The 24260-nt window shown below is 66.5% G+C and carries 17 protein-coding genes; 5 read left to right on the top strand and 12 right to left on the bottom strand.

The window, feature by feature from the left end; genetic code table 11:
- Positions 1 to 161 precede the first annotated feature (161 nt).
- Entirely contained in the window at positions 162 to 653 is a 492-nt protein-coding gene (locus BUB20358_RS10685; RefSeq protein WP_035973138.1) for an LEA/WHy family protein, read from the bottom strand.
- A gap of 644 nt (positions 654 to 1297) precedes the next feature.
- Between BUB20358_RS10685 and BUB20358_RS10680 the strand changes: the two genes are divergently transcribed.
- Positions 1298 to 3466, top strand: coding sequence for a M1 family metallopeptidase (locus BUB20358_RS10680; RefSeq protein WP_006765315.1), 2169 nt, complete (start codon positions 1298 to 1300; stop codon positions 3464 to 3466).
- 119 nt (positions 3467 to 3585) lie between these two features.
- Here the strand turns inward: BUB20358_RS10680 and BUB20358_RS10675 are convergent, their stop codons facing one another.
- Positions 3586 to 4614: a transporter gene (locus BUB20358_RS10675; RefSeq protein WP_035973435.1), complete on the bottom strand. Its 1029-nt coding sequence runs from the start codon at positions 4612 to 4614 to the stop codon at positions 3586 to 3588.
- Positions 4615 to 4809: 195 nt separating this feature from the next.
- Entirely contained in the window at positions 4810 to 5772 is a 963-nt protein-coding gene (locus tag BUB20358_RS10670; protein ID WP_006765317.1) for a hypothetical protein, read from the bottom strand.
- A 121-nt stretch (positions 5773 to 5893) separates the two neighbouring features.
- Here BUB20358_RS10670 and BUB20358_RS10665 point away from each other — a divergent pair, with 121 nt between their 5' ends.
- The 4 genes from BUB20358_RS10665 to BUB20358_RS10650 all read left to right on the top strand — a co-directional run bounded on the left by BUB20358_RS10665 (position 5894) and on the right by BUB20358_RS10650 (position 12926).
- Positions 5894 to 6739, top strand: a complete 846-nt coding sequence (locus BUB20358_RS10665) for a M15 family metallopeptidase (protein ID WP_006765318.1) — start codon at positions 5894 to 5896, stop codon at positions 6737 to 6739.
- Positions 6740 to 7040: 301 nt separating this feature from the next.
- A complete protein-coding gene (gene tssM / locus BUB20358_RS10660; protein WP_006765319.1) occupies positions 7041 to 10982 on the top strand; it encodes a type VI secretion system membrane subunit TssM in 3942 nt (1313 codons plus the stop codon).
- Entirely contained in the window at positions 10979 to 11968 is a 990-nt protein-coding gene (gene tagF, locus BUB20358_RS10655) for a type VI secretion system-associated protein TagF (RefSeq protein WP_006765320.1), read from the top strand. Before tssM ends, tagF begins: the two co-directional genes overlap by 4 nt.
- A 4-nt stretch (positions 11969 to 11972) precedes the next feature.
- Positions 11973 to 12926, top strand: a complete 954-nt coding sequence (locus tag BUB20358_RS10650) for an OmpA family protein (RefSeq protein WP_006765321.1) — start codon at positions 11973 to 11975, stop codon at positions 12924 to 12926.
- A 355-nt stretch (positions 12927 to 13281) separates the two neighbouring features.
- On the opposite strand, the gene tssA is transcribed toward BUB20358_RS10650, so the two are convergent.
- The 9 genes from tssA to BUB20358_RS10605 all read right to left on the bottom strand — a co-directional run bounded on the left by tssA (position 13282) and on the right by BUB20358_RS10605 (position 23961).
- Positions 13282 to 14418 (bottom strand): type VI secretion system protein TssA, encoded by a 1137-nt coding sequence (gene tssA / locus BUB20358_RS10645; RefSeq protein WP_006765322.1) that lies wholly within the window; start codon positions 14416 to 14418, stop codon positions 13282 to 13284.
- A 41-nt stretch (positions 14419 to 14459) separates the two neighbouring features.
- Positions 14460 to 17126 carry a type VI secretion system ATPase TssH gene (gene tssH / locus BUB20358_RS10640; RefSeq protein WP_006765323.1) on the bottom strand — a complete coding sequence of 889 codons (2667 nt, stop codon included), beginning with the start codon at positions 17124 to 17126 and terminating at the stop codon, positions 14460 to 14462.
- Between the two features lie 44 nt (positions 17127 to 17170).
- Positions 17171 to 18271, bottom strand: a complete 1101-nt coding sequence (gene tssG, locus BUB20358_RS10635; protein WP_006765324.1) for a type VI secretion system baseplate subunit TssG — start codon at positions 18269 to 18271, stop codon at positions 17171 to 17173.
- On the bottom strand, positions 18235 to 20070 hold the full coding sequence (tssF, locus tag BUB20358_RS10630) for a type VI secretion system baseplate subunit TssF (RefSeq protein ID WP_006765325.1): 1836 nt from the start codon (positions 20068 to 20070) through the stop codon (positions 18235 to 18237). Before tssF ends, tssG begins: the two co-directional genes overlap by 37 nt.
- 77 nt (positions 20071 to 20147) lie before the next feature.
- Positions 20148 to 20633 carry a type VI secretion system baseplate subunit TssE gene (gene tssE / locus BUB20358_RS10625; protein ID WP_006765326.1) on the bottom strand — a complete coding sequence of 162 codons (486 nt, stop codon included), beginning with the start codon at positions 20631 to 20633 and terminating at the stop codon, positions 20148 to 20150.
- A 62-nt stretch (positions 20634 to 20695) separates the two neighbouring features.
- Complete coding sequence (locus BUB20358_RS10620; RefSeq protein WP_006765327.1) at positions 20696 to 21199, bottom strand: Hcp family type VI secretion system effector; 504 nt, start codon at positions 21197 to 21199, stop codon at positions 20696 to 20698.
- A 70-nt stretch (positions 21200 to 21269) separates the two neighbouring features.
- Positions 21270 to 22760 (bottom strand): type VI secretion system contractile sheath large subunit, encoded by a 1491-nt coding sequence (gene tssC, locus BUB20358_RS10615; protein ID WP_006765328.1) that lies wholly within the window; start codon positions 22758 to 22760, stop codon positions 21270 to 21272.
- 15 nt (positions 22761 to 22775) lie between these two features.
- On the bottom strand, positions 22776 to 23291 hold the full coding sequence (tssB, locus tag BUB20358_RS10610; RefSeq protein ID WP_006765329.1) for a type VI secretion system contractile sheath small subunit: 516 nt from the start codon (positions 23289 to 23291) through the stop codon (positions 22776 to 22778).
- A 37-nt stretch (positions 23292 to 23328) separates the two neighbouring features.
- A complete protein-coding gene (locus BUB20358_RS10605; RefSeq protein WP_035973140.1) occupies positions 23329 to 23961 on the bottom strand; it encodes a tetratricopeptide repeat protein in 633 nt (210 codons plus the stop codon).
- Between the last annotated feature and the right edge of the window lie 299 nt (positions 23962 to 24260).

Below are 24260 nucleotides of genomic sequence, written 5' to 3'. Positions count from 1 at the left end.
GCGGACGCTGCGTCACCGCCGCGATGCCGCTCTCGCGCCACGCTCGGGCGCCGTACCGCTCGCTCGTGCCCGATCGCCGATACCGATGACCGGACTCGACGTGTGCGCAACCGACATGCGCACCCCGCGCGAACCGCGCGGCAATCGCGCCGGCACGTCGCTCACCCGCCCCATCCCGGCATCGCCGGCATGCGCAGCGTGCCCGCATCGTCGAAGTGCACGGTGCCGATCAGGCCGCCGGCGAGCCGCCCGCGCAGCGCATACGGCAGCTCGCCGTTCGCGGCCGCGCCGGGCAGGTTCCACGCCTGCCGCGCGGCGGCGAATGCCGATACGGATACGGGCACGTCGAGCACGGCCTCGCCGAACCGCGGCACGACGCCCGAACGATCGCTGACGCCGCTCGCGAACGGCATGCCGTTCAGGTCGAGCGAGACCGAGATGCCGTCGTATTCGATCGGTGCGTCGTTCGGGTTCTGCACGCGCAGCTTCAGGCTGAAACGCATCTCGAGCCCCTGGCCGACGAGCGGATCGAGCCCGACGACCGATACGCGCACCGGCTCGCGCGTGAGGCTCGCACAACCGCTCAGCACGAGCAACGCGGCAAGCAGCAGCATCGCGCGCAGCGGCGCGACAGCGGACAGCGCTCGGAACATGGGACAGGCCTCCTTGCAGAAATCGATCGGTCGACGTCGATGCATTGTACCGGTCGCGCCGCCGACGCCCCGTTTCGTAGTCTTCACTCATGCGCACGATCGTTAATAGATTAAAACTACGGAAAATCCGAGCGACTGAAAACGCCGATTAATGAATTGCGGCATTCAATTCGACGGAAGAATTGCAATAGTCACGCTTTCTAATTTTTTCGTTTCCTTTACCCAAAACCATCAAGTATATTGACGCATCCTTCGAGCAGGCCGACAAACCTTCAAGCCGCATGACGGCGATTTTACGGAACGGCGACACGCCGTCCTTCCGTCGTGCGGCCCGGTCCGGCAAGCCCCGTGGGTCGTCGGTTCAAGCGGAGGCACGCCCGTACGGCGCGTGCCGCCTCGTGCCGGGCGCGCGAAATCCATCACTCAGTACAACACGCACCCGTCCATTTGAACCGGCCAGTCAACCGATATCCGGAAATACAGAGGGGGCAGCAAACGATGATTACCTTCACGTAGTCGGCCGATCGCCTTTTCGAATAATCCGTCATTGGAATTTCTCGTCGCTGTTGATTAACGGCGGGGGATTGCCTTTGCCGGCGTTTTCGCAGCACTGAACGACTCTTTCAACAATCGAGGTTTCAGTCATGTCGATCAACATTCGCAAGATGCGTTATCTGCCGCTCGTCGCCGCACTCGCGCTCGCCGGTTGCGGCGGCGACGACGGCGGCGTGGGCTCGGCTTCCGCGCTCAGCTCCGCCGGCGCACCGCATGCGGGCTCGTCGCCCGCCGTCACCGCGCCGCCGAGCGCATCCAACGTCGACAAGAGCGTGCCGCCGGTCGAGCTGCCGGACACCGTGGTGCCGGTCAACTACCGGCTGTGGTTCCGCCCGAACGAGGCGCTGAACGCGTTCGACGGACGCGCCGACGTCGAGATCAAGGTGCTGAAGCCGGTCAACAACATCGTGGTGGCCGGCCACCGGATCAAGTTCACGAACGGGCGCATCACGCTGCAGCCGGGCAACATCCAGCTCATCGCGACGCCGCAGGACAAGGGCGACTTCTACCAGCTGCGTCCGTCGAGCGGCACGATCGCGCCGGGCAACTATTCGCTGCACATGGAGTGGTCGGGCATCATCAACTTCAAGTCGTACGACGATCCGGTGAACCACACCGGCGGCAGCTGCGGCGACGATCCGTATCCGGGCTGCTCGGCCGCCGAAGGCGTCTTCCGCGTCGACCTGAAGAGCACCGACGGCACGACGAGCGGCGCGATCCTCACGCAGGGCGAAACCAACCTCGCGCGTCAATGGTTCCCCGGCTGGGACGAGCCGGCGTTCCGCCCGACCTACGAAGTGACGGCCGAAGTCCCGCAGAACTGGCGCGTCGTGTCGAACGCGGCCGAGAAGCCGTCGACCAACATCGGCGGCGGCTACAAGCTCGTGCAGTTCGAGAAGACGCCGCCGATGCCGTCGTACCTGCTGTTCTTCGGCGGCGGCCTGTTCGACACGTACGAGGACGACTTCACGAGCCCGCTGCCGGGCGGCAAGGGCGGTCTGCACCTGCGCGTGTTCACGCCGCCGGGCATGCGCGACTGGGCGAAGCCGGCGATGGACCGCACGAAGCAGGCGCTGGACTTCTACTACCGCTACACGGGCATCGCGCTGCCGCTCACGAAGTTCGACACGGTCGCCGCGAACGACGCGTTCAAGGAGCAGAAGGACCTGAACTTCGGCGGGATGGAGAACTGGGGGTCGATCCTCGAGTTCGCCGACGACATCCTGCCGCAGCCCGGCCAGCCGATGTCGCGCTACGGCAACGAGGTGCTGACGCACGAAGTCGCGCACCAGTGGTTCGGCGATCTCGTGACGACCGACTGGTGGGACAACGTGTGGCTCAACGAGTCGTTCGCGACGTTCTTCGAGACGAAGACGACGATCCAGTTCTTCCCGGACGAATTCAGCTGGCTCGATCAGGTGAAGAACAAGTATCGCGTGATCAATCGCGACATCGGCCCGAACGCGTTCCCGGTCGCGCCGAACTTCAACGACTGGGCGTCGAACGACTTCGTGCTGAGCGCGAGCGCATTCACGTACGACAAGGGCGGCCACGTGCTGAAGACGCTCGAGAACTATCTCGGCGAGCAGACGATGCGCCGCGGGCTGCAGCAGTACCTGACCGACTACTCGTTCGGCAACGGCACGCCGAAGCGCCTGTGGGATGCGCTGTCGAAGGCGAGCGGCCAGGCGGTCGGCCCGATCGGCGACAGCTACGTGCGCCAGACCGGCGTGCCGCTGATCTCGCTCGACACGCAGTGCGACATGACGAAGAACCAGACGATCGTCACGCTGAAACAGCAGCCGTTCCCGAACCAGAACGCGTATCCGGGCCTGCAGTGGACGGTGCCGATCACGCTCGCGTACGGCCAGGGTCTCGCGAACCGCATGACGCTCGCGCTGAAGGACACGCAGACGCAGACGCGGCTCGAAGGCTGCACGGGCGTGGTCGCGGATCCGAGCGGGCTCGACTACTACGTCGTGAACTACAGCGACGCGGCGTGGAGCGGCCTGCTCACGCAGATCAACGGCTCGACCGATCCGGTGCTGCTCGCGAACCTGAAGAGCGAAGCCGCGCTGCTCGTCGCGAACAACCTCGCGCCGGCTTCGCGTTCGACGTCGATCGGGTCCGTCGCTTCGCCGGCCGCGATGAAGCTGCGTCAGACGCCGAGCTTCGGCGGCGCTGCGCCGGTCGAGAAGGAACGTCCGACGCTGCGCTATCAGGGTGTGTTCCGGCCGCGCAAGACGGCGGCGCAGTAACGTAGCCGGTTCGGCCGGCGCCGCGCACTCCGCGGCGTCGGCCGGTGTTTCGACGGAGGCGGCCCCGGCGATGATCGGGCCGCCGCCCGTTTCGACGGATCTGCGTTTCTCGACGGCCGCTAGCGGTCGTCGCGCCGACGAAACGCCCACCACGCGGCGAGCGCGGTGAAGCCCGCGACCAGCAGCACCATCAGCCAGAACCCGTGCTTGTTCTCCGCGAACGGCACGCCGCCGACGTTCATCCCGAAGAAGCCCGCGACGATGTTGATCGGCAGCGCGATCACCGTCACGAGCGTCAGCGTGAACAGCGTCCGGTTGTTCTGCTCGTCCAGACGCGAGCCGATCTCTTCCTGCAGCAGCTTGATCCGCTCGTTGAGCCCCGCGAGATCGGCGAGCACCAGCGAGAACTCTTCGGTCGATTCGCGCAGTTCCTGCACGTCTTCCGCATGCAGCCATGCGGGCGGCTTCGCGAGCAGCCGGAAGATCGAGCCCGGCTCCGGCGCAAGCATGCGCTGCAGGCGCGTGAGCGTGCGGCGCATCGCGCCGAGCTCGATGCGGTTCGACGTGAGCCGCTGCGACAGGAAGCTGTCCTCGATCCGGTCGACGTCGACGCTCGTGCGCCGCATGATCTGGATCAGCAGATCGGCCTGATCGCGCAGCAGATGCACGAGCAGCTCGGCCGGCGACCGGAACCGCTCGCCGTCGCGCACGCAGGCGCGCAGCGTGTCGACCGAGCGCAGCGGCTTGAGCCGTGCGGTGATCATGATGCGCCGCTCGACGTGCGCGAACAGCGTCGCGATTTCGGACGGCGTCAACTCGAGATTGAACATCACGTCGTTGACGACGGCGCGCAGCGCGCCGTCCTCCTGCTCGATGCGCGTCGAGCGCGACCCTTCGTGCAGAAATTCGAAGAAGCTGTCGGGCAGCCCGAGATGCGTGCGCATCCAGCGCTCGCTCGCGCCGTGCGCGAGATTGAAATGCAGCCAGACGAAATCGTCCGATGCGGCCGCGTCGCGCCCGCGGCACGCGCGCAGCCATTCGGCGGCCGCGTCCGCGTCGAGCATCGCGCCCGATCCGCCCGGCACGAAGCGGAATCCGCACACCATGCCGGACGTGTCGGCGCCGTAAGTCTGTACGATCAGGTCCATCGTGTCGAAAGTCGTGCGGCGCGCGGCGCGGATCGCGCGCACCGCGCCGGAAAGGGAAAGGAGACGTATGCCGGATGCGCGTGACATTCTCGTGACAATGTCACGCGATCGTGCCGGCCGCTTCCGGCCGCCCAAAAGCAGCGCGCCGCCCGATGGGCGGCGCGATAGAAAAACATGCGGCGGGCGCTGGCAGCGTTATTGGCGATTCTCGGGCTGCGACGCAGTCGGGCATGCCGGATCCTTGCCCCAGTGGCCGTCGCACACGCGCCAGCGGCACAGCTGATCCTCGAAGAACCCGCGCTCCGAGCATTCCTTCACGCGCGACGCGAGCGAGCCGCCCGTCGCCGCGGTCTTGGCCGACACGGGCTGCGCCTTCGGCGCGGCGGCCGCCTGCTTGTCCGCCGGCTTCGTACGCGCGACGAGCGCCGCGAGCAGATCGGCATCCGGATCGTCCTTCACCGACGACTTCGCGCTCGCCGTGCGCGTCGTCGCATCGCGACGCTTCTTCGCCTGCGCGAGTTCGGCCTGCTGTTCCTTGTGATGCTTGCGGGCCTCCGCCTTCGCGTCGGTCTTGCCGCGCGCGGCGACCTTCGCGTTCTTCGCGGTATCGGCCTTCGCGGTTTTCGCCGTCGCCGAGGCGGCGGCCGTCGCGATCGCTGCGGCGCCTGCCGTTGCCGCAGCCGACGTGGCGACGCCCGACGCGTCGTCGGCGCCGTTCGCGAGTGCGCGCGACAGACGGCTGTCGTCGGCGGCCGGCGTGGAAGATGCGGACGCAACGGCCTGCGATGCGGAATCGTCGTTGACGATCGTGGCCGGCTGCGCAGCGGACGCCGTGTTTTGCGCGCTCTGTGCGGCGACACCGCTGGCCGGCTCGGCCTTCTGCGGCTGTTGTGCCGGAGCGGCAGACGCGACGGCGGCCTGCTCGCCCGACTGCTGCTGCCAGCGCCACGCACCCCAGCCGCCGACGGCGACCACCAGCGCGACGACGGCCGCGATCGGCGCCTTCAGCGAACGGCGCGGCGGCTCGGCCGGCGGCGTGACGCGCCCCTCCAGATTCGCGAGAATGCGCGACTGCTGAGGTCCTCCTTCGCCTGCCGGTTTCGTATCGGACAGCAGGCTGGGCGGAGTTTTCGAATTTGAATTTTCCGGCGCACTCATTCAGCGTCTCATTGAATCCTGGTTTAATTCACCGCGATAATATAGCCCGGCCTCTCGAAGCAGCCTGATTCTAAGAGCAAGCATTGCAAAACACAATCAATTCCAATTTCCGGGGATTTCGTTGATTGCCGTCGCCCTAGTCGCCTATTTCGCCGTTGCCGTCGCGGTTGCGGCACTGTTGCTTTTACCGGGTATCCGCGCGACGGTTTTCGATTCCGTCGCGCAGTTTCACGACCGTCTTGCGCGTCGTGCGAACGATCGCGCGGCGCGCGCGCGCAGTCAGATTGTTAAATCGGCAACCGCGACGCGCGGCGCATTAAGCGACGTGCAAAATTTACTGGTTCGGCGGCGCTTGATGATTATGGTGTCGGCAGGTATTCTTGCGACGCCGCCTTTGGTCGCCATTGCGTTACGCGGCCGGCAATTGTTTCAGTACGACGACACGGCGCGCGTGCCGGACGAGAAAATCGCCGCGCTGCTGCAGGGCGAGCAGCTGGTGCCGCCTCCGCCGTTGCCGCCGGAAGTCTTTGCCACGAAGGAAGTGGAACAGGTGCGGCCGGCGCTGAAGGATGCGAGCCGCGACTGGAATCTGCTGGATCCGGATTTCCGTACGCGTTTGCTGCTGGTCTACAAGATCATGCACGAGCAGCACGGTTACGAAATGGCGCTGCTGGAAGGTTATCGAAGCCCGGAACGGCAGAACCGGCTCGCGCAAATGGGCAGCAACGTGACCAATGCGGCGGCCTTCCAGAGTTATCACCAATTCGGACTGGCGGCCGACAATGCGTTCCTGCGCGACGGCAAGCTGGTCATTTCCGAGAAAGATCCTTGGGCAATGCGCGGCTACCAGTTGTACGGGCAAGTCGCCGAACAAGTCGGCCTGACCTGGGGCGGCCGATGGAAAATGATGGATCTCGGGCACGTGGAATACCATAAACCCGGTTTTAAACTGGGACGCGGCAGCTAGCCAGGGCTGCCGGACAGGAAATAATGAGGGCGGCATGGGGCTTTTTAATCACCCGGCGGGAAATGACTTGGGCAGCGCAATCGGTCGTGCGTTTCGTGGCGCGATTTTGTCCGGCTGCCGTTTCCGTTTTAAATCTCACAGCGTCCTTTCATTAATGCGCGCGCCTTCTCCGATGCCGCGGACGCATTGATGCCCGCCCGCCTCACCCCGTTTGACAGCATGGCGACACATCGCGACGCCACCCTTGCCGCGTGGCGCACCTGCGTCGCCTCACCGAATCGCACCGGAACCTGAACGTCCTATGCAACGCATCCTCAACGTGCTGACTCATCCGCGTACGCTCTCGATCGTCGGGATCGTCGCGCTCGCGGCAGTCCTCTTCATCGTCGCCGATCTGCTGCAGTTGCCGCTCCTGTGGGCGGCGCTCGCGGTCGCGGCGATCCTCGCGCTGTGGCTCGTCGTCGCGTTGTGGCGCCGCTGGCGCGTAAAGCGCGCGAACCGGCAGCTCGGCCAGGTGCTCGAGGAACAAGCCGAAACCGGCAAGATCGCCGCGCCGGCCGCGGCCGCGGTCGCGTCCGACGCGAAGGCCGCCGACCTCGACGTGCTGCGTACGCGGCTGTCCGACGCGGTGAAAACGATCAAGACGTCGAAGATCGGCCAGGTATCGGGCGGCTCCGCGCTGTACGAGCTGCCGTGGTACATCGTGATCGGCAACCCCGCGGCGGGCAAGAGCAGCGCGGTGCTGAACTCCGGCCTGCAGTTCCCGTTCGCGGACAAGAACAGCGCGGTGATCCACGGGATCGGCGGCACGCGCAACTGCGACTGGTTCTTCACGACCGAAGGGATCCTGCTCGACACGGCCGGCCGCTATTCGGTGCACGAGGAAGACCGCAGCGAATGGCTCGGCTTTCTCGGCCTGCTGAAGCGCTATCGCCCGAAGGCGCCGATCAACGGCATCATCGTGACCGCGAGCATCGCCGAGCTCACCGGCAACCGCCCCGAATTCGCGATCAACCTCGCGAAAAACCTCCGTCAGCGCGTTCAGGAGCTGACCGAGAAGCTCGAGGTGTTCGCGCCCGTCTACGTGATGTTCACGAAGGCCGACCTGATCACCGGCTTCACCGAATTCTTCAGCAGCAGCGACAAGCAGGAATACGACCGCGTGTGGGGTGCGACGCTGCCCTACGAGCCGGACGAGAAGCGCGACGTGGTCGCGCTGTTCGACGAGCGGTTCGAGGAACTGTACGAAGGGCTCAAGGAGATCAGCGTCGCGCAGCTGTCGCTGTCGCGCGGCAACCAGCTGTCGCCGGGGCAACTGAGCTTCCCGCTCGAGTTCTCGACGATCAAGCCGGCGCTGCGCGCGTTCCTCGCGACGCTGTTCGAGAACAACCCGTTCCAGTACAAGCCGATCTTCCGCGGCTTCTACTTCACGAGCGCGCTGCAGGAAGGCGAAACCAACAGCGCGGCCGCGCAGCGCATCGCGCACCGCTTCGGCCTCGACGCGAGCGCGCTGCCGAAGCCGCACAGCGCGTTCTCGAAGAACGGCTTCTTCCTGCGCGACCTGTTCTCGAAGGTGATCTTCGCGGATCGCCAGACGGTGCGCCAGTTCGCGAGCCCGACGAAGACGCGGCTGCGCTACGCGACGTTCTTCGGCTTCGTCGCGGCGCTCGCGATCGCGCTCGGCGGCTGGACGTGGTCGACGATCGGCAACCAGCAGCTCGTCGCGAACGTGCAGGCCGACCTCGACAACGTCACGCGGCTGCAGCAGGGACGCAACGACCTGCAGTCGCGGCTGCAGGCGATGGACATCCTCGAAGACCGGATCGAGCAGCTCGAGCAGTTCCGCCGCGACAAGCCGCTGTCGGTGTCGCTCGGGCTGTATCAGGGCGATCGCCTCGAACAGCATCTGCTGACCGAGTACTACAACGGCGTGCGGCAGATCCTGCTCGCGCCGGTATCGCAGAATCTCGCGTCGTTCCTGAAGGACGTGAACGCGCACCCCGAGCAGCTCGTCCCGATGACGCGCCCGCCCGAGTCGGGCGCCGTGCAGGCGAGCGCGCTGCCGGTGTCGACGAGTGCGGCCGGCGCGGTGGCAGCGCAGGCGGGCGGCGCCCAGCCGGCGTCGATGGGCACGACCGCTGCGCAGCAGCCGGCCGCGCCGCAGGGCGGCCTCTATAGCGACGCGTCGCCGACCAACGTGCAGGACGCGTACAACGCACTGAAGACGTACCTGATGCTGTCCGACAAGCGTCACGTCGAGCAGGCGCACCTGACCGACCAGCTCGCGCGCTTCTGGCGCGGCTGGCTCGAGACGAATCGCGGCAACATGCCGCGCGACGAGATGATCCGCAGCGCCGAGCGCATGATCTCGTTCTATCTCGCGCGCGTGAACGACAACGACTGGCCGATGATCGACGCGAACCTCGCGCTCGTCGACCAGACGCGCGAGAACCTGCGCCGCGTGGTGCGCGGAATGCCGGCCCGCCAGCGCGTCTACGAGGAAATCAAGGCGCGCGCGTCGACCCGCTTCGCGCCGATGACGATCGCGCGCATCGTGGGCGACGGCAACCAGTCGCTCGTGGCCGGCAGCTACGCGATTCCGGGCACGTTCACGCGCGAAGCGTGGTTCGACTACGTGCAGCCGGCGATCCGCGACGCGGCGACCAAGGAACTGCAGGCGAAGGACTGGGTGCTCAACACGTCGACGCAGGACGACCTGACGCTCGAAGGCAGCCCCGAACAGATCCAGAAGACGCTCGTCGGCATGTACAAGACCGAGTACGCGCAGCACTGGCAGAAGTTCATGCAGGGCATCGCGGTGCAGGGCTTCAGCAGCTTCGGTCAGGCGGTCGACGGAATGAACCGCCTCGGCGATCCGCAGGATTCGCCGATCCGCAAGATCCTCGAGACCGCCTACGACCAGACGTCGTGGGACAACCCGTCGCTCGCGAACGTCGCGATCAAGAAGGCGCAGACGGGCGTCGTGAACTGGTTCAAGCAGCTGTTCTCGCGCTCGCAGGCCGGCCAGGCGGCCGCCGCGAACATCGACATCAACGGCAATCCGGCCGAGGTGCCGATGGGCCCGATCGGGCAGGAGTTCATCGGGCTCGCGCGGATCGTCGCGACGCACGACGGCACGTCGATGCTCAAGGGCTACATGGACACGCTGTCGAAGGTTCGCACGCGCTTCAACGTGATCAAGAACCAGGGCGATCCCGGTCCGGGCGCGCGGCAGCTGATGCAGCAGACGCTCGACGGCAACGGCTCGGAACTCGCCGATTCGCTGAAGTTCGTCGACGAGCAGATGCTGACCGGCCTCACCGACTCGCAACGCAAGTCGCTGCGTCCGCTGCTCGTGCGGCCGCTGATGCAGGCGTTCGCGGTCGTGATCCAGCCGGCCAGCGTCGAAGTCAACAAGGTGTGGAACGCGCAGGTCTACCAGCCGTTCCAGAACTCGCTCGCGACGAAGTATCCGTTCGCCGCGAACGCGAAGGTCGAGGCAGGCGCCGGCGAGATCGCGCAGGTGTTCGGTCCGGACGGCTCGATCGCGAAGTTCGTCAGCACCACGCTGGGCCCGCTCGCGGTGCGCCGCGGCGACACGCTCGCCGCGCGCACGTGGGGCGACATGGGCATCGGGCTCACGCCGGACTTCACGAACGGCTTCGCGCGCTGGGTTGCGCCGCTTGCCGGCGGCGCCGCCAGCGGGGCGGCGGCGGCATCCGAGCCGCAGACCGTGTTCCAGATCCTGCCGCAGCCGAGCACCGGCACGACCGAATACACGATCGCGATCGACGGCCAGCAGCTGCGCTACCGCAACACGCCGCCGCAGTGGACCAACTTCGTGTGGCCGAATCCGCAGGGATCGCCGGGCGCGACGCTGTCCGCGACGACGTTCGACGGCCGCACGGTGCAGCTCGTCAACGAGCCGGGCCGCTACGGTCTCGAGAAGCTGATCAATTCGGCGCAGCGCAAGCGCCGCCCGGACGGCACGTTCGATCTCACGTGGACGCAAGGCAGCGTCAGCGTGTCGGTGACGATGCGCATCATCAGCACGTCGCAGCCGACCGGCGGCGGCGGCGACCAGCCGCAGCAGCAGAGCCTGCGCGGCCTGCAGCTGCCGTCGTCGGTCGCCGACGTGAGCACGGGCGCCGCACAGAATGCGACGCAGGCCGGCACCGGCGCGCCGGGCGCGGCGCCGGCGATCGCGGCCGCTACCGGAACGAATGCACAGGGGGCGCAATGACGCAAACCGTTCAGGCGCAAATCGCCTACTTCGGCAAGATTCCGTCGCGCGGCGACTTCGTGAAGAGCGCGCACAACCCGCAGTTGCTGCAGACGCTCGACCGCTGGATCGCACAGGCGCTCGAACTGCTCGCGGAAGATCCGCGCTGGAAGATCGTCTACGAGGATGCGAAGCCGATGCACTTCGCGTTCCTCGGCTCGCGCAGCAAGCTCGCGATCGCCGGGCACATGGTCGCGAGCCACGACGTATCGAAGCGCCGCTTCCCGTTCCTCGCCGCGACCGCGCTCGAAGTCGACCGTCCGCTCGCGTTCCTCGCGCGCAGTCCGCTCGCGTTCGCGCGCCTGTGGTCGCGCATCGCCGCGCAGATTCCGCCGCTGCTCGGTGCCGAAGAACCGCCGGGCGCGCTGCAGGCGCTCGGCGACACGCAAGTGCCGATCGACATCGGCGGGCCCGGCACGTCGCACGACGGCACGTTCAACGACTTCGTCGAGCACCAGTCGCTGTACGGGCTGCAGCAGATGCTGCTCGAAAGCGGCCATCCGGTGCGGCTGCGCGGCGCGATGCTCGCGCTCGGCTCGCTGCTGCGGCCCGTGATGCAGAGCGGCTCGTCGCACATCGAGCGCGGCCTCACGCTGCCGCTGCCGGTCGATCCGTTCTATCGCAGCCTCGTCGCCGCGTTCTGGCTCGAGCTGATCGCGCCGTTCGTCGCGCAGGCGGATTTCGAGCTCGCGATCTTCATCGGCACGATCGCCGAGCGCGAACGGCTCATCATCGGCTTCAACGGTGCGTCGGCGAAGACGCTGCTCAGCGTCGTCGATCCGCAAACGTACGCCGCCCACAACATCGACATCGACGATCCCGAGTGGATCGACGCCCATGCGCAAAACGATCCGCAGATCAGCAAGCTCGTCAGCTACCTCGATCAACCGCAGCTGTCGCTGCGCGTCGCCATCGACGCGTTCCGCGAAGCGTTCATCGGAGGCTGACGGGATGCGACGCACGATTCATGTCCGGCGGATGCGCTTGTCGCGCTTGTCGTCCTTCGTTGCCGTCCTTCTCGCTGCCGGCCTCGTCGGCAACAGTGCGGCCTACGCACAAAACACGGGCGGTGCGACCGTCACGCCGGTCGGCAACGGCACGGTCGCGACCGCCGCGCTGCCCGCGCCGAACGCCGGCGCACCGGGCACTGCATCGGGCACGGTGGTGCGCGGTACGGCCGGCACGATCACGCCGCCGCCCGCGAACGCGGTGCCCGGCCAGGTGGTGGTCGGCGGCAAGGTGCCCGACGAGGCGACCAAGGCCGCCGTGCTGCAGAAGCTGCGCGATACGTACGGCGCGGCGAACGTCGTCGATCAGATCGAGGTCGGCGACGTCGCGACGCCGCCGAACTGGAGCGCGAACGTGCAGAAGCTGCTCGGCGCGCAGCTCAAGCAGATCAGCAAGGGGCAGTTGAAGATCAACGGCACGCAGATCGAGATGAAGGGCGAGGTGCACAACGAGGCGCAGCGCCAGCAGATCGCGAGCGACATGGCGAACACGCTGAATCCGACGTACACGATCAAGAACGCGCTGCGCGTGTCGGCATCCGAACAGGGGCTGCTCGACCAGACGCTTGCGAACCGGACGATCGAGTTCGAGACCGGCAGCGCGACGCTGACGCCGCAAGGCAGGCAGATTCTCGATCAGATGGCGGCCGCGTTGTCGAAGCTGCAGAATCGCACGGTCGACATCATCGGGCATACCGACAATTCGGGGAACCGGACGTCGAACATCGCGCTGAGCCAGGCGCGGGCGGATGCGGTGAAGGGCTACCTGATCACGAAGGGAATCCCGCCGCAGCAGATGACGACGACAGGGGTCGGGCCGGATCAGCCGATCGCGCCGAATGATATGGCGGAGGGGCGGGCCAGGAATCGGCGGATCGAGTTCAGGGTTGGGCAGTGAGCGGGAGCGGCCGGGTCGGTGAGAACCGGCCGCGCGCGTGGTCGCTATATCGATAGGTGATCGTGAACCGACCGAAGTTGTACGGAAAGTAATTCGATACGTCCGGTCGAAACGCCCGCGCAGGTCGGACCGGCTCCGTCGCAACCTACGTTCGAGAACAACGGCAAACTTCCGCAGCGACACTCAATGTGGCCGGCCGCCGCCCGGACGAACGCGAGGCCGCGTGCGTCGAACGATGCGGAAGCGTTTCGGTGCAGCGTATTGCATGGACTCCGGCATCGGACGTTCGTCGCGTGTCGCGCTTCATCGTCGGCGCAACGATGACGCACTGTCGGCGCCGACGACGCGTCGCCCCTCACGACTGCTCGTCCGGCCTCACCCCCAGCAGCTCGCGGATATGCGATAGCGACCCGTCGTCCTTCACGACGCTCTCGAGCCACTTGTGCAGCGGCATGTCGGCCCATTCGGCGGCCTTGTCGGCGAGATACGCGACCGGGCTATGCGGCTCCGTCTGGCGGAAGTACCGCGCGACCGCACGCAGCTGGTCGACGGCCTGCGCACGGTTCTGGATGCCGGCGATCATCGGCGTCACGGGCGGACGCGGAGCGGTCTGCGGCTGCACATGGGTCTCCTGTTGATGAAACGCGTCGCGATGAAACGCGTCGCCGAAGCTCGGCTCGACACGCTCGGGCTGCGCTGCGGGCGCCGACGGCGCATGCGGCGCGCTGCCCGTATAACCCTGCTCGCGCGCGAAACGCTCGGCGAGCCGGTACACGGTCTCGAACGCGTCGCGCGTCTGCCGGAAGCTCGGCGCCGAATTGCCGGCGCGCTCAACGAGCCGTTCCTCGAATGCGTCCAGCGCAAACTCGAACGCCTTCAGGTTCGCGAGCAGCGTCGTGTAGAACGCAATCGACGTCACGCGTCGCGACGCATCGATCTGCTCGACCGAAGGTTTGCCGCGCGCAATGTCGTCCGCATGCTCGGGGTCGCGCTTCACGGCCTGCGCGACGTGCTGCGCGACTTCCCAGTCGAGCGTCGTGAACGCGCCGGCCGCGCCGTCGGTCATCGGTATTCCGCGCAGCAGCTCGGCCGTGCGGCCGGCGAGCCACGCGACGTTGCCGAGCCGATACTCGACGTCGTCGCCTTCGGGCAGCGGATGCACGGTGTCCCAGTACTCGCGGCACAGCCCCTCGAGCAGCGCATAACCTTCGGTCAGCCCGGTGATGCCGTCCTCGAGCGCGAGCGCTTCGGTCAGCCACACGCCGAGCCGCAGATCCTTGGTGCGCGTACGCAACAGCGCGCTCGCGTGATCGACGACGAAGCCCCAGTCGGCCTCCTTGATCTCGGTCACCCATTCGCCCTGGTCGAGCGTCGGATCATCGTAGCGCCGCGCCTCCTGGATCGCGTCGAATTCGGTCGAGAACAGCAGGTCGTCGCCGCTCGGCGACGCATCGCTGATCGGCGTCAGCAGCTCGGGAAGATTGATCGGCATGGTTCAGTGAATCCGTTGTTGCATCAGGTGTCGGCCGGCGCTCATTCGACCGTGTAGACGAACTCGCCGGCGTCGTCCGCGCGCACCGCGATGCGCGCGATGGCCGAGCCTTCGGCGATCCGGCCGAGCACGTGGCCGGCGATCTCCGGCAGCAGCGTGCCGTTCAGGATGTGGTCGACGTTGCGCGCGCCCGAATCGACTTCGGTGCAGCGTGCGAGCACGGCGTCGACGAGCGATTCGTCCCACTCGAACGCGGCCTTGTGGTTCGCATCGATCCGGCGGCGGATCCGGTCGAGCTTCAGTTCGATGATCTCGGCGAGCACGTCGTCGGAAATCGGGTAGTACGGCACGACCTTCATCCGGCCGAGGAACGCGGGCTTGAATGCCTTGTACAACTGCGGGCGCAGCGCTTCGGCCAGCGCGTCCGGATCGGGCAGCTCGTCGGCCGTCTTGTTCAGGCACGCCTGCATCACCGCGGCCGATCCGACGTTCGACGTCAGGATGATCAGCGTGTTGCGGAAGTCGATCTCGCGCCCTTCGGCATCGTCCATCGTGCCCTTGTCGAACACCTGGAAGAACATCTCGAGCACGTCGGGATGCGCCTTTTCGACCTCGTCGAGCAGCACGACCGAATACGGATTGCGGCGCACGGCCTCGGTCAGCACGCCGCCTTCGCCATAGCCGACGTAGCCGGGCGGCGAACCCTTCAGACCGGACACGCTGTGCGCTTCCTGGTACTCGCTCATGTTGATCGTGACCATCTTGCGCTCGCCGCCGTACAGGATGTCGGCCAGCGCGAGCGCAGTCTCGGTCTTGCCGACGCCGGACGGCCCGACGAACATGAACACGCCGCGCGGCTTGTTCGGATCCTCGAGGTTCGCGGACGCGGTGCGCACGCGCTGCGCGATCGCTTCGAGCGCATGGTCCTGGCCGATCACGCGCGCGGCGAGCAGCGGCTTCAGGTTCAGCACGGTGTCGATCTCGTCTTTCACCATTCGGCCGAGCGGGATACCGGTCCACGCGGCGACGATCTCGGCCACCACGTGACCGTCGACCTGCAGCGGCACCATCGGTTCGCCGCGCTGCAGCGCGTGCAGCGCGGCAACGCGTTCGGCGAGCTTGTCGCGCGTCGCCTGCACGTCGACCGGCTCGCCGTTCGAGGTCGGGCCGCGCGCATCGTCCAGCGCCGCGCGCAGCTCGGTGATCTCGGCGACGATCGCGCGTTCGTCCGCGTAGCGCGCTTCGTCCTTCGCCAGCTGCTCGAGCGCCGTTGCGCGCGCGCCGCGCAGCTCGGCGAGCCGCTCGTCGTGCGCCGCGCCGCTCGCCGCGTCGCGCTCGAGCGACGCGATCTCCGCGTCGATCCGCTCGATGCGCTTCTTCGTGTCGTCGATCGTGGCCGGCGTCGCACTGTGTGCGAGCGCAACTTTCGCGCACGCGGTGTCGAGCACGCTGATCGCCTTGTCCGGCAACTGGCGGCCGCTGATGTAGCGATGCGACAGGCGCACGGCTTCCGTGATCGCATCGTCGAGGATCCGCACGTTGAAGTGCTTCTCCATCAGCCCGGCCATGCCGCGCAGCATCGCGGCCGCGAGCGGTTCGCTCGGCTCCTCGATCTTCACGACCTGGAAGCGCCGCGCGAGCGCCGCATCCTTTTCGAAATACTTCTTGTATTCGCTCCACGTCGTCGCGGCGATCGTGCGCAGCTCGCCGCGCGCGAGCGCCGGCTTCAGCAGGTTCGCCGCATCGTTCTGGCCGGCCTGGCCGCCCGCGCCGATGATCGTGTGCGCTTCGTCGATGAACAGGATGATCGGATGCGGGCTCTTCTTGACCTCGTCGATCACGCTCTTCAGACGGTTCTCGAACTCGCCCTTCACGCTCGCGCCGGCCTGCAGCAGCCCCATGTCGAGCACGTGCAGCGCGACGCCGCGCAACGGCGGCGGCACGTCGTCGGCGGCGATCCGCAGCGCGAGCCCTTCGACGACCGCGGTTTTGCCGACGCCCGCCTCGCCGGTCATGATCGGGTTGTTCTGCCGGCGGCGCATCAGGATGTCGATCGCCTGCCGGATTTCGGCTTCGCGGCCGATCACCGGATCGATCTTGCCGTCGCGCGCGCGCTGCGTGAGGTTCGTCGTGTACGTGTCGAGCGCGGGCGTCTTCGACGGCCCGGACGCCGCCGCGCCGCTCGCGGCCGCGGCAACGCGTTCGTCGTCCGTATCGGCGTCGCGCGGCTCGACCTCGCTCGATCCGGCGGTGACCTCGTCGAACTTGTGCTTCAGGTCCGTCACGTTTACTTCCGCGAACTGCGCGGACATCCGCTGCGCGAACTGCGCGAGATCGGGCGCCGTCAGCAGCGCGAGCAGCAGGTGCCCCGAACGGATGCGGCCGAGATGCGAGTCGAGCGACGCGATCAGCCACGCCTGCTCGAACAGCGCGATCAGATGCACGGAGAACACGGGCGTGCGCGTGTTGCCGGTCTTCAGCCGCGTCAGCTCGCGCTCGAGATCGGCGCGCAGCGCGTGCACGTCGATGCGGCTCGCGCGCAATGCGAGCGGCAGGTCGCCCGCCGGCTCTTCGAGCAACGCGAGGAACAGGTGCTCCAGATCGACCTCGTAATGGCCGCGCGCAAGGCACGCGCTCGCCGCGCGCTCGGCCGCGTGCCGGCACAGCGGGTTCAGTTTCGTGATCAGGGTCTTCAGAGGCGTGCTCATGGCGTCGGTCTCAGGTTCGTTTGCGTGTTTGTTGTCGTTCGGAATCAGTGAATCACGTGCAGTTCGTAGCGCGCGTCGGAGCGGTCTTCGGTCGCGTCGCGCGTGCAGAGGAACGCATCCCAGCCGAGCCGCGAGCCCGCGCCGAGCACGCTCGCGCCGACCTCGGTGCGCTTGAGCACGAGCTTCACCTCGTATTCGAGCGTGACGCCGGCCAGCAGCGTGAGCATCCGCTCGAGCGCGATCGCGTGCGCGCCGCCGGGCAGGAACGCTTCGTAGTCGCGCTTGGACAACGGGCCGACGACGATCCGCGCGCGCATGTCGCGCTGCCATACGCGTTCGCCGACCAGCGCGGTCGCGCCGAGCACCGCGTTGACCTCGCCGAGCACGCTCAGCTGATCGGGCGGCACGTCGTACCACTTGCCGACGAACTGGTCGATCTTCACCGGCACGCGGAAATAGTCGGACAGCGTGCGTTGCAGATACGCGGCCGACATCGGCCGATGCCGCGCCGCGAGCGCATACCCGGCGACGGCTTCGTCGAGCACGCCGCCCGGGCCGGCCGCGAGGCTGTCGCGCACTTCGTCGCTCGGCACGCCGGCGATCGCGAGCAGCAGCGGCAGATAGCGCTCGTCCCGATCGAGCTCGTAGTGAAACGGCAGACGGTATTTCTTCCACGCCGCATAGAACAGCGCGGTCGCGCGGTTCGAGAACACGTCGAAGAACGCGCGCGCCGCGTGGTCGCGCTTCAGATGCTCGCGCGCGACGATCTGCTCGGTGTAGTGCAGCGGCAACGCGCCCTGCGCGCCGAGCAGACCGAAGAAAGCGGGCGTGAGTTCGACGCGGCCGAGCTGGCCGGTCGCGACCGCGGCTTCGCGCTGCTCGCCGGATTCGAGCGGCGCGCCGTCGTCGCCGAACGAGCGCGCGCGTTCGATCTCGCTCGGCGGAAACCCGAGCGACAACGTATTGCGGAACTCGATGCGCTGCGCGACGACGTCGCCCTGCCGCCACGCGCCCGGCGCATCGGCCGCCTGCCGCGCGAACAGCCCCTCGAGCACGCGCACCGCCTGGAAGAACTCGAAGCGGTGCGGTTCGTCGAGCAGCGTGTCGACTACGCCAGGATCGATTCGCCGGTGCGGGGCTTGCATCGAATGATCTCCTCGCCGGTGCGCTTCGACACGACGACCAATTGAACGAAACTGTTGAGATGCACGTACAGCCCGAAGAAGCTGTCGAGCACGCGCACGAACGATGCGAGGCTCGCGCCGACGAAGTGTTCCTCGTCGATCGTCACGCGCACCTCGATGCCGCGCACGAACGTCGCGAACGGCTTGCCGGGTAGCCACTGCACGGCGCCGCGCTGCTCGATGCCGACGAGCCCGTCGATCTGGCGCGTCGACACGGCCGTGCGTCGCAGATCGTACAGCGTCAGCATTTCCTTCAGCGGCGCAAGCCCGTGCGCGACCAGCGACACGTGATTGAGCGCGAGGTGCGACACGAGCCGCCAGTGCGCGGAACGCCCGCGCTCGAAGCGCACGCTCTGCGTCGGACGGCGCAGCAGCGCGATGCCGCTCGTCTGCGCGCCGCCTTCCTGAAACAGATCGCCGCCTTCGAGACCGAATGCGAGCAGCGCCGGCAGGTCGCGGTTCGTGCAGGTCAGATCGATGCTCAGCGTGTCGGTCTGCGGCGACGTCGGCTCGAAGTCGATGTCGACGATCGAGATCTCCGTTTCGTAGCCGGGACTCTTCTGCGCGACCCAGTCGTTGCGCCGCGCGAACCAGTAATGGCCGATCCGCGCCGATTCGCCGTGATGCAGCGAATAGAACGGCCGAAACTCGATCACCGATTCCTCGTGCGCCTGCTGCCGGACGAGCTTCACCGAATCGATCGAGTACACCTCGTACGCGAACGCACGCCGCGCTTCGGCGATCACCGGGTAGGACACCGCGCGATGCGTGATGCGGATCGGCTCGCCGTGCTGCTGGAACAGGTTGACGACCGGCGTGCAGAACAGCCGGAAATGGCTCGCGCTCAGCAGCTCGAGCAGCCGCGCGACGTGCGAATCGCTGCGCACGTCGTGCAGCACGAGATGCAGCGTCGCGCGCTGGCAGCGGCCCGACGCGCGCGCGATCGCTGCGAGATCGAAATCGACGAAATCGAACTTGTCGGGAAACGCGAAGTATTCGGTCAGCAGCCGGTACGCGGGGTGCGACTTCGCCGGATAGTCGATCAGCGCGTCGTGTTCGTCGAAACCGGCGTGCGCGATCGGCAGCTGACGCAGCGCGGTCCAGCGGCCGTTGCGCTCCGGCTCGACGTACGCGCCGAGCACGTTGATGAACAGGCAGTCGGTCAGCGCGGCGACGAACGACTGCTCGCCGTGCAGATGCGCGCGCAACGTCGACAGCTTCAGCGCGCCGAGATCGAGCTGCGCGGCGAGCGATTCGAACGTGATCGAGATCACGCCGGTCGCGTTCGACGGCAGCACCGTCGCACTCGGCGCGAGCGCGACCGGCGTGTAGCGCGCCTCCGAGATGCGGATCGGCGCGAGCGTCACGTCGTACGCGGTGCGGAAGCGGCACTGCACGCCGCGGATCGGCCGGCTCTTCAGCTCGGTGCCGCGCTCGATCACGACGGGCTCCGTCTGCTGGCCCGGCGACGCGGGCGTGAACTGCGCGATCGAGCACGACGGAAACGGCCGCAGGTAGTGCGGATACAGCACTTCGAGCAGCGCTTCGGTGAATTCCGGGTAGTCGTCGTCGAGCTTCTTGTTGATGCGTGCGCCGAGCAGCGCGAACGATTCGATCATCCGCTCGACGTGCGGATCCTCGCAATGCTCGCCGGACAGCGCGAGCCGCGCCGCGATCTTCGGATAGCGTTCGGCGAAATCCCGCGAATAGCGCCGCAAAAACGATAATTCGCGCTCGTAATACGGCAGCAATTCTTCCATCGACGACCCCGAACCTCAATGTTTCCTGCCGGACCCTGATCCTCCACCGCGCGGTCCGGCCCGCTCGGCGGCTCGATTTACGGCATTCGCGCCGCGCGTGCGCGCGTGACCGAATACTGCAGCGTCGACGGCTGCAGCATCGCGTCGAAACTGACCGGCTCCTCGGCCGGATGCACGACGAGCAGCGCCTGAATCGCGAAGTAGAGCGCGTTGGTCGACTGCTCGTTCAGCTCGAACGTCACCTGCACCTGCTGCAGCCGCGGCTCGTGGCGCGCGATGGCCTGCTGGATCGACTTGCAGATGAATGCGCGGTCGTAGTGACTCGCGAGGCTGAGCCCCGCGAAATCGTTCAGCCCGTACGTCAGCACCGATTTCTGGCATTCGGGCAGTTCGGCCAGATCTTCCTCGGTGTGCGCGACACGGGTATTGAGGATCGCCTCGACGTCGCGGGCGACCGTGTTCTTCAGCTCGTCCAGCGACAATTGCCGCATCGCTGCCGAGGCCGGCAGATGCGGTTCGTCGTCGAACAGCTTGTCGAGAAAACTCGGTTCGAAACGTTTCATCGGCCGGTACGCGAAGCGAAAACGGCAACGGGACGCAGCGCGTCCCGTTGCCGCAGCCGACCTTAGACCGCGTAGGTCTTGTCGTTCTTCGTCAGGCTCCACGCGCCCTGCGTGTTGCCGCCCTGGTTGCCGCCGATCTTCTGCTGCGTCTGCTTCCACTGCACGGCCGCATACTTCAGCGAGAAGGTTTCGACCGGCAGGCCTTCCTTGCGCACGCTCGGCGCGATGCTCGAAATGATCACGTACTTGAGCTTGACCTCGAGATACTTGACGCGCTGGCCTTCGCCGTCCGAACGCATGAAGTCGATCGTGACTTCATCGAACGTCGTGCCGCCCGACGTGTGCTGATACAGCAGCGGGCTCGACGAATCGATTTCCTTCGTGAACACCATGTCGCCGTGCTCGCAACGCTCGGCGGTCAGGCCGCCCGACGTCGACGCGGTCGCTGAACGCGGCTGAACGATCGAGTGATCCCAGGACTTCACTTCGATCCAGCCCGAGTGGTCCTTGTCCGCGGATTCGCCCTTGATGGCGGGATTTCCGAATTTCAGATACAGGTCTAGCATGGCCCTTCGACTCCCCAAAGAGGTGGTTTTAACGTCCTACCCAGGCGGCCCGCCCGGGCGATCTACTCGCTTATGAATTTGCCGGTTTGGGCAGATCAGCGACAAGTCGCAGAGAAATCGAGAGTTCGTCGAGCTGGAAGTGCGGACGCAGGAACGCGACCGAACGGTACGAGCCCGGCTTGCCCGGAATCTCCGACACTTGTATGGATGCCTCGCGCAGCGGGAATTGCGCCTTTTGCTCCTGCGTCGCGTTGTCGTCGAGCAGGACGTACTGCGAAATCCACCGGTTGAGGAAGGTCTCCACGTTCTGCGCCGATGCGAAGCTGCCGATCTTGTCGCGCATCATCGCCTTCAGGTAATGCGCGACGCGCGATACCGAGAAGATGTACTGCAGCTGAGCGGACAGAACGGCATTCGCGTTCGCGCTGTCGGTGCTGTATTTCTTCGGTTTCTGCACCGATTGCGCAGCGAAGAACGCGGCGTAATCTGAGTTCTTGCAATGGACGAGCGGGATGAAGCCGAGGTCGCTCAGCTCCTTCTCGCGGCGATCGGTGATCGCGATCTCGGTCGGGCACTTCAGCGCGATCTCGCCGTCGTCGGTCTTGAACGTGTGGGTCGGCAGATCTTCGACCAAGCCGCCGCCTTCGACGCCGCGGATCGCCGCGCACCAGCCGAAGTCGTCGAACGCGGCCGTCAGCCGTGCCGCGAACGCCCATGCGGCGTTGCACCACAGGTACTTGTCGTGGTCGGTGCCGTCGACGTCCTCGACGAAGTTGAAGCGCTCGGCGGTCTGGCCGTCCTTCGGATTGAACGGCAGGCGGCCAAGGAAGCGCGGCAGCGTGAGGCCGACGTAGCGCGAATCCTCGGAATCGCGGAACGACTTCCACTTCGCGTATTCGACCGTGTCGAACACCTTGCCGAGATCGCGCGGCTTGCCGAGATCGGCGAACGATTCGAGGCCGAGCAGCTCCGGCGACGCCGACGCGATGAACGGCGCATGCGCGGCCGCCGCGACGCGCGACATCTGCTCGATGAAATACATGTCTTCCGGCTGGCGCGAGATCTCGTAGTCGCCGATCAGCGCGCCGAACGGCGAGCCGCCGAACGTGCCGAATTCCTCTTCGTAGACTTTCTTGAACAGCGCGCTCTGATCGAACTCGCTCGCCCCCTTGAAGTCGCGCACGAGGTCGCGCTTCGGTGCGTGCAGCGCCTTGATCTTGATCGTCTGGCCCGTGTTGCTTTCCTTGACCAGATAGTCCAGGCCGCGCCACGTGCTTTCGAGACGCTGGAATTCCGGCGCGTGCATCACCGCGGAGAGCTGCGACGAAATCAGGCGGTCGAGCTCCGCGACGCGCGCGTCGATCGTCGCCGACAGATTGTCCGACACGATCACCGTGCCGTCGAGCACCTGATGCACGAGTTCGCCGATCAGGTCCTTCGCGCGCGCATGCTCGGAATCGGATTTCGCGACCTTGCTCTTCTCGACGATCTCGTCGAGCAGCGAAGTCCCGGCGGCGTATTCCGCGCCGCTCGCTTGGGCCGCAGCCGTTTGCTGGTTCATCTCAACACTCCGTCGTCATTCGCCGTCTTTGTCGCTGCCCGTGCCCTTCGCGAGCGCCTGCAGCTGCTGCGTGTTCTTCAGCACCTCCGACAGCAGATCCTCGAGCTTGTCGTTGCCCGCGAGCTTGTTGCGCAGGTCGGCGAGCTTCGAGCGCGCCTCGAGCAGGCGGCGCAGCGGCTCGACCTGCTCGACGACCTGGTCCGGCGTGAAATCCGACAGCGAGCGGAACTTCAGATCGACCGCGAACTTGCCGCCTTCCGGGCTCAGGCGGTTCTCCACCTGGAACGCGGCGCGCGGCTCGATCGCCTTCATCACGTCGTCGAAGTTGTCGCGGTCGATGTTGACGAACTTGCGATCGCGCAGCTTCGGCTGCTCGACCTCCGACTGGCCCGCCAGATCGCCGATGACCCCGACGACGAACGGCAGCTCCTTCACCTCGATCGCATCGCCCTTCTCGACCTCGTAGGTCAGCTGGACGCGCGGCGGCCGTATTTTCTGCAAGCTTTTCTGAATGCTTTCTTTCTTGGCCATCGACGGCTCCCAGGTTGGTTGTAGTTGGTCGGCCCGCTCAGCGAAGCGCGCTGAAAGGATCGGCGCCGCCCTTCTGCGGCGCGGCAGCCGGCGTCGGCGTAGTGGCTGCCGCCGTCGGCGCGTCGGCGGCCGGTGCAGCACCGCCCTTCGGACGATGCACGGCGCGGCGCGGCGGCCGCGGCTTCGCGACGCGCTGCTCGGGCGGGAACAGCGCCGACTCGCCGAGCGTTTCGCGCAGCTGCTTCGCGAGCGCCTGCGCGTCGGACTTCGCATCGCCCGCGAGCGATGCGTCCTGGCGCAGTTCGCCGAGCGACTGCGTCGCGATACGCAGGCCCGCGACCGCGAGCACGCTCTTCGCCTGGCGGTCGGTGGCGTCGCGCTGCAGTGCTTCCTGCGCGGCGACGATCGCCTGGCCATAGTGGTTCTGGGCAAACTGGATCTGCGCGATGCGCGACCACGGCTCTTCGCGCGTCGGATCGGACTTCGCGAGCTGCTGGTACAGGCCGAGTGCCTTGTCCTGATCGCCCGACTTTGCAACCGCGTCGGCATCGGCCAGCGACTTGTTGAATGCTTCGGCGCTCGGCGGCGCGGACGGCTGGCTCGCACAGCCGGCAATCACGCCGCAAGCCAGCACTACCCCAGACAGTTTTGCGAAGAGACGGTCTTTCATCGTTATATCCACCGGCGCGTGAGTATTAAAATCGTTCGGAAAGTGGTTCTTTTGCTTTGCAAGAAGCGCGCGGGTATAGTACCGATCAATTTTTCATTATTCAATCGCCGCGTGCAGAGTAATTCCTTTTAAATCCGGGCGCTACCCCCTCGAATCGGCTCTCGCCGCAGCTTCGCGGTTGCATTTCGCTCGTCCGGAACGCGCAAGTTTTACTTGCGCGGCACGCCGCGCGCGGGGCAACGGAAAAATTTTCCGGGCGTTCGACGGAGGGCGTCCGCGGTTAATGGTCGACCAATGGA

Origin of the sequence: Burkholderia dolosa (assembly GCF_902499135.1) — a bacterium.
Lineage (GTDB): Bacteria > Pseudomonadota > Gammaproteobacteria > Burkholderiales > Burkholderiaceae > Burkholderia > Burkholderia dolosa.
Note: the sequence above shows the minus strand (reverse complement) of the source record. Positions and strands in the feature narration are given on the sequence as shown.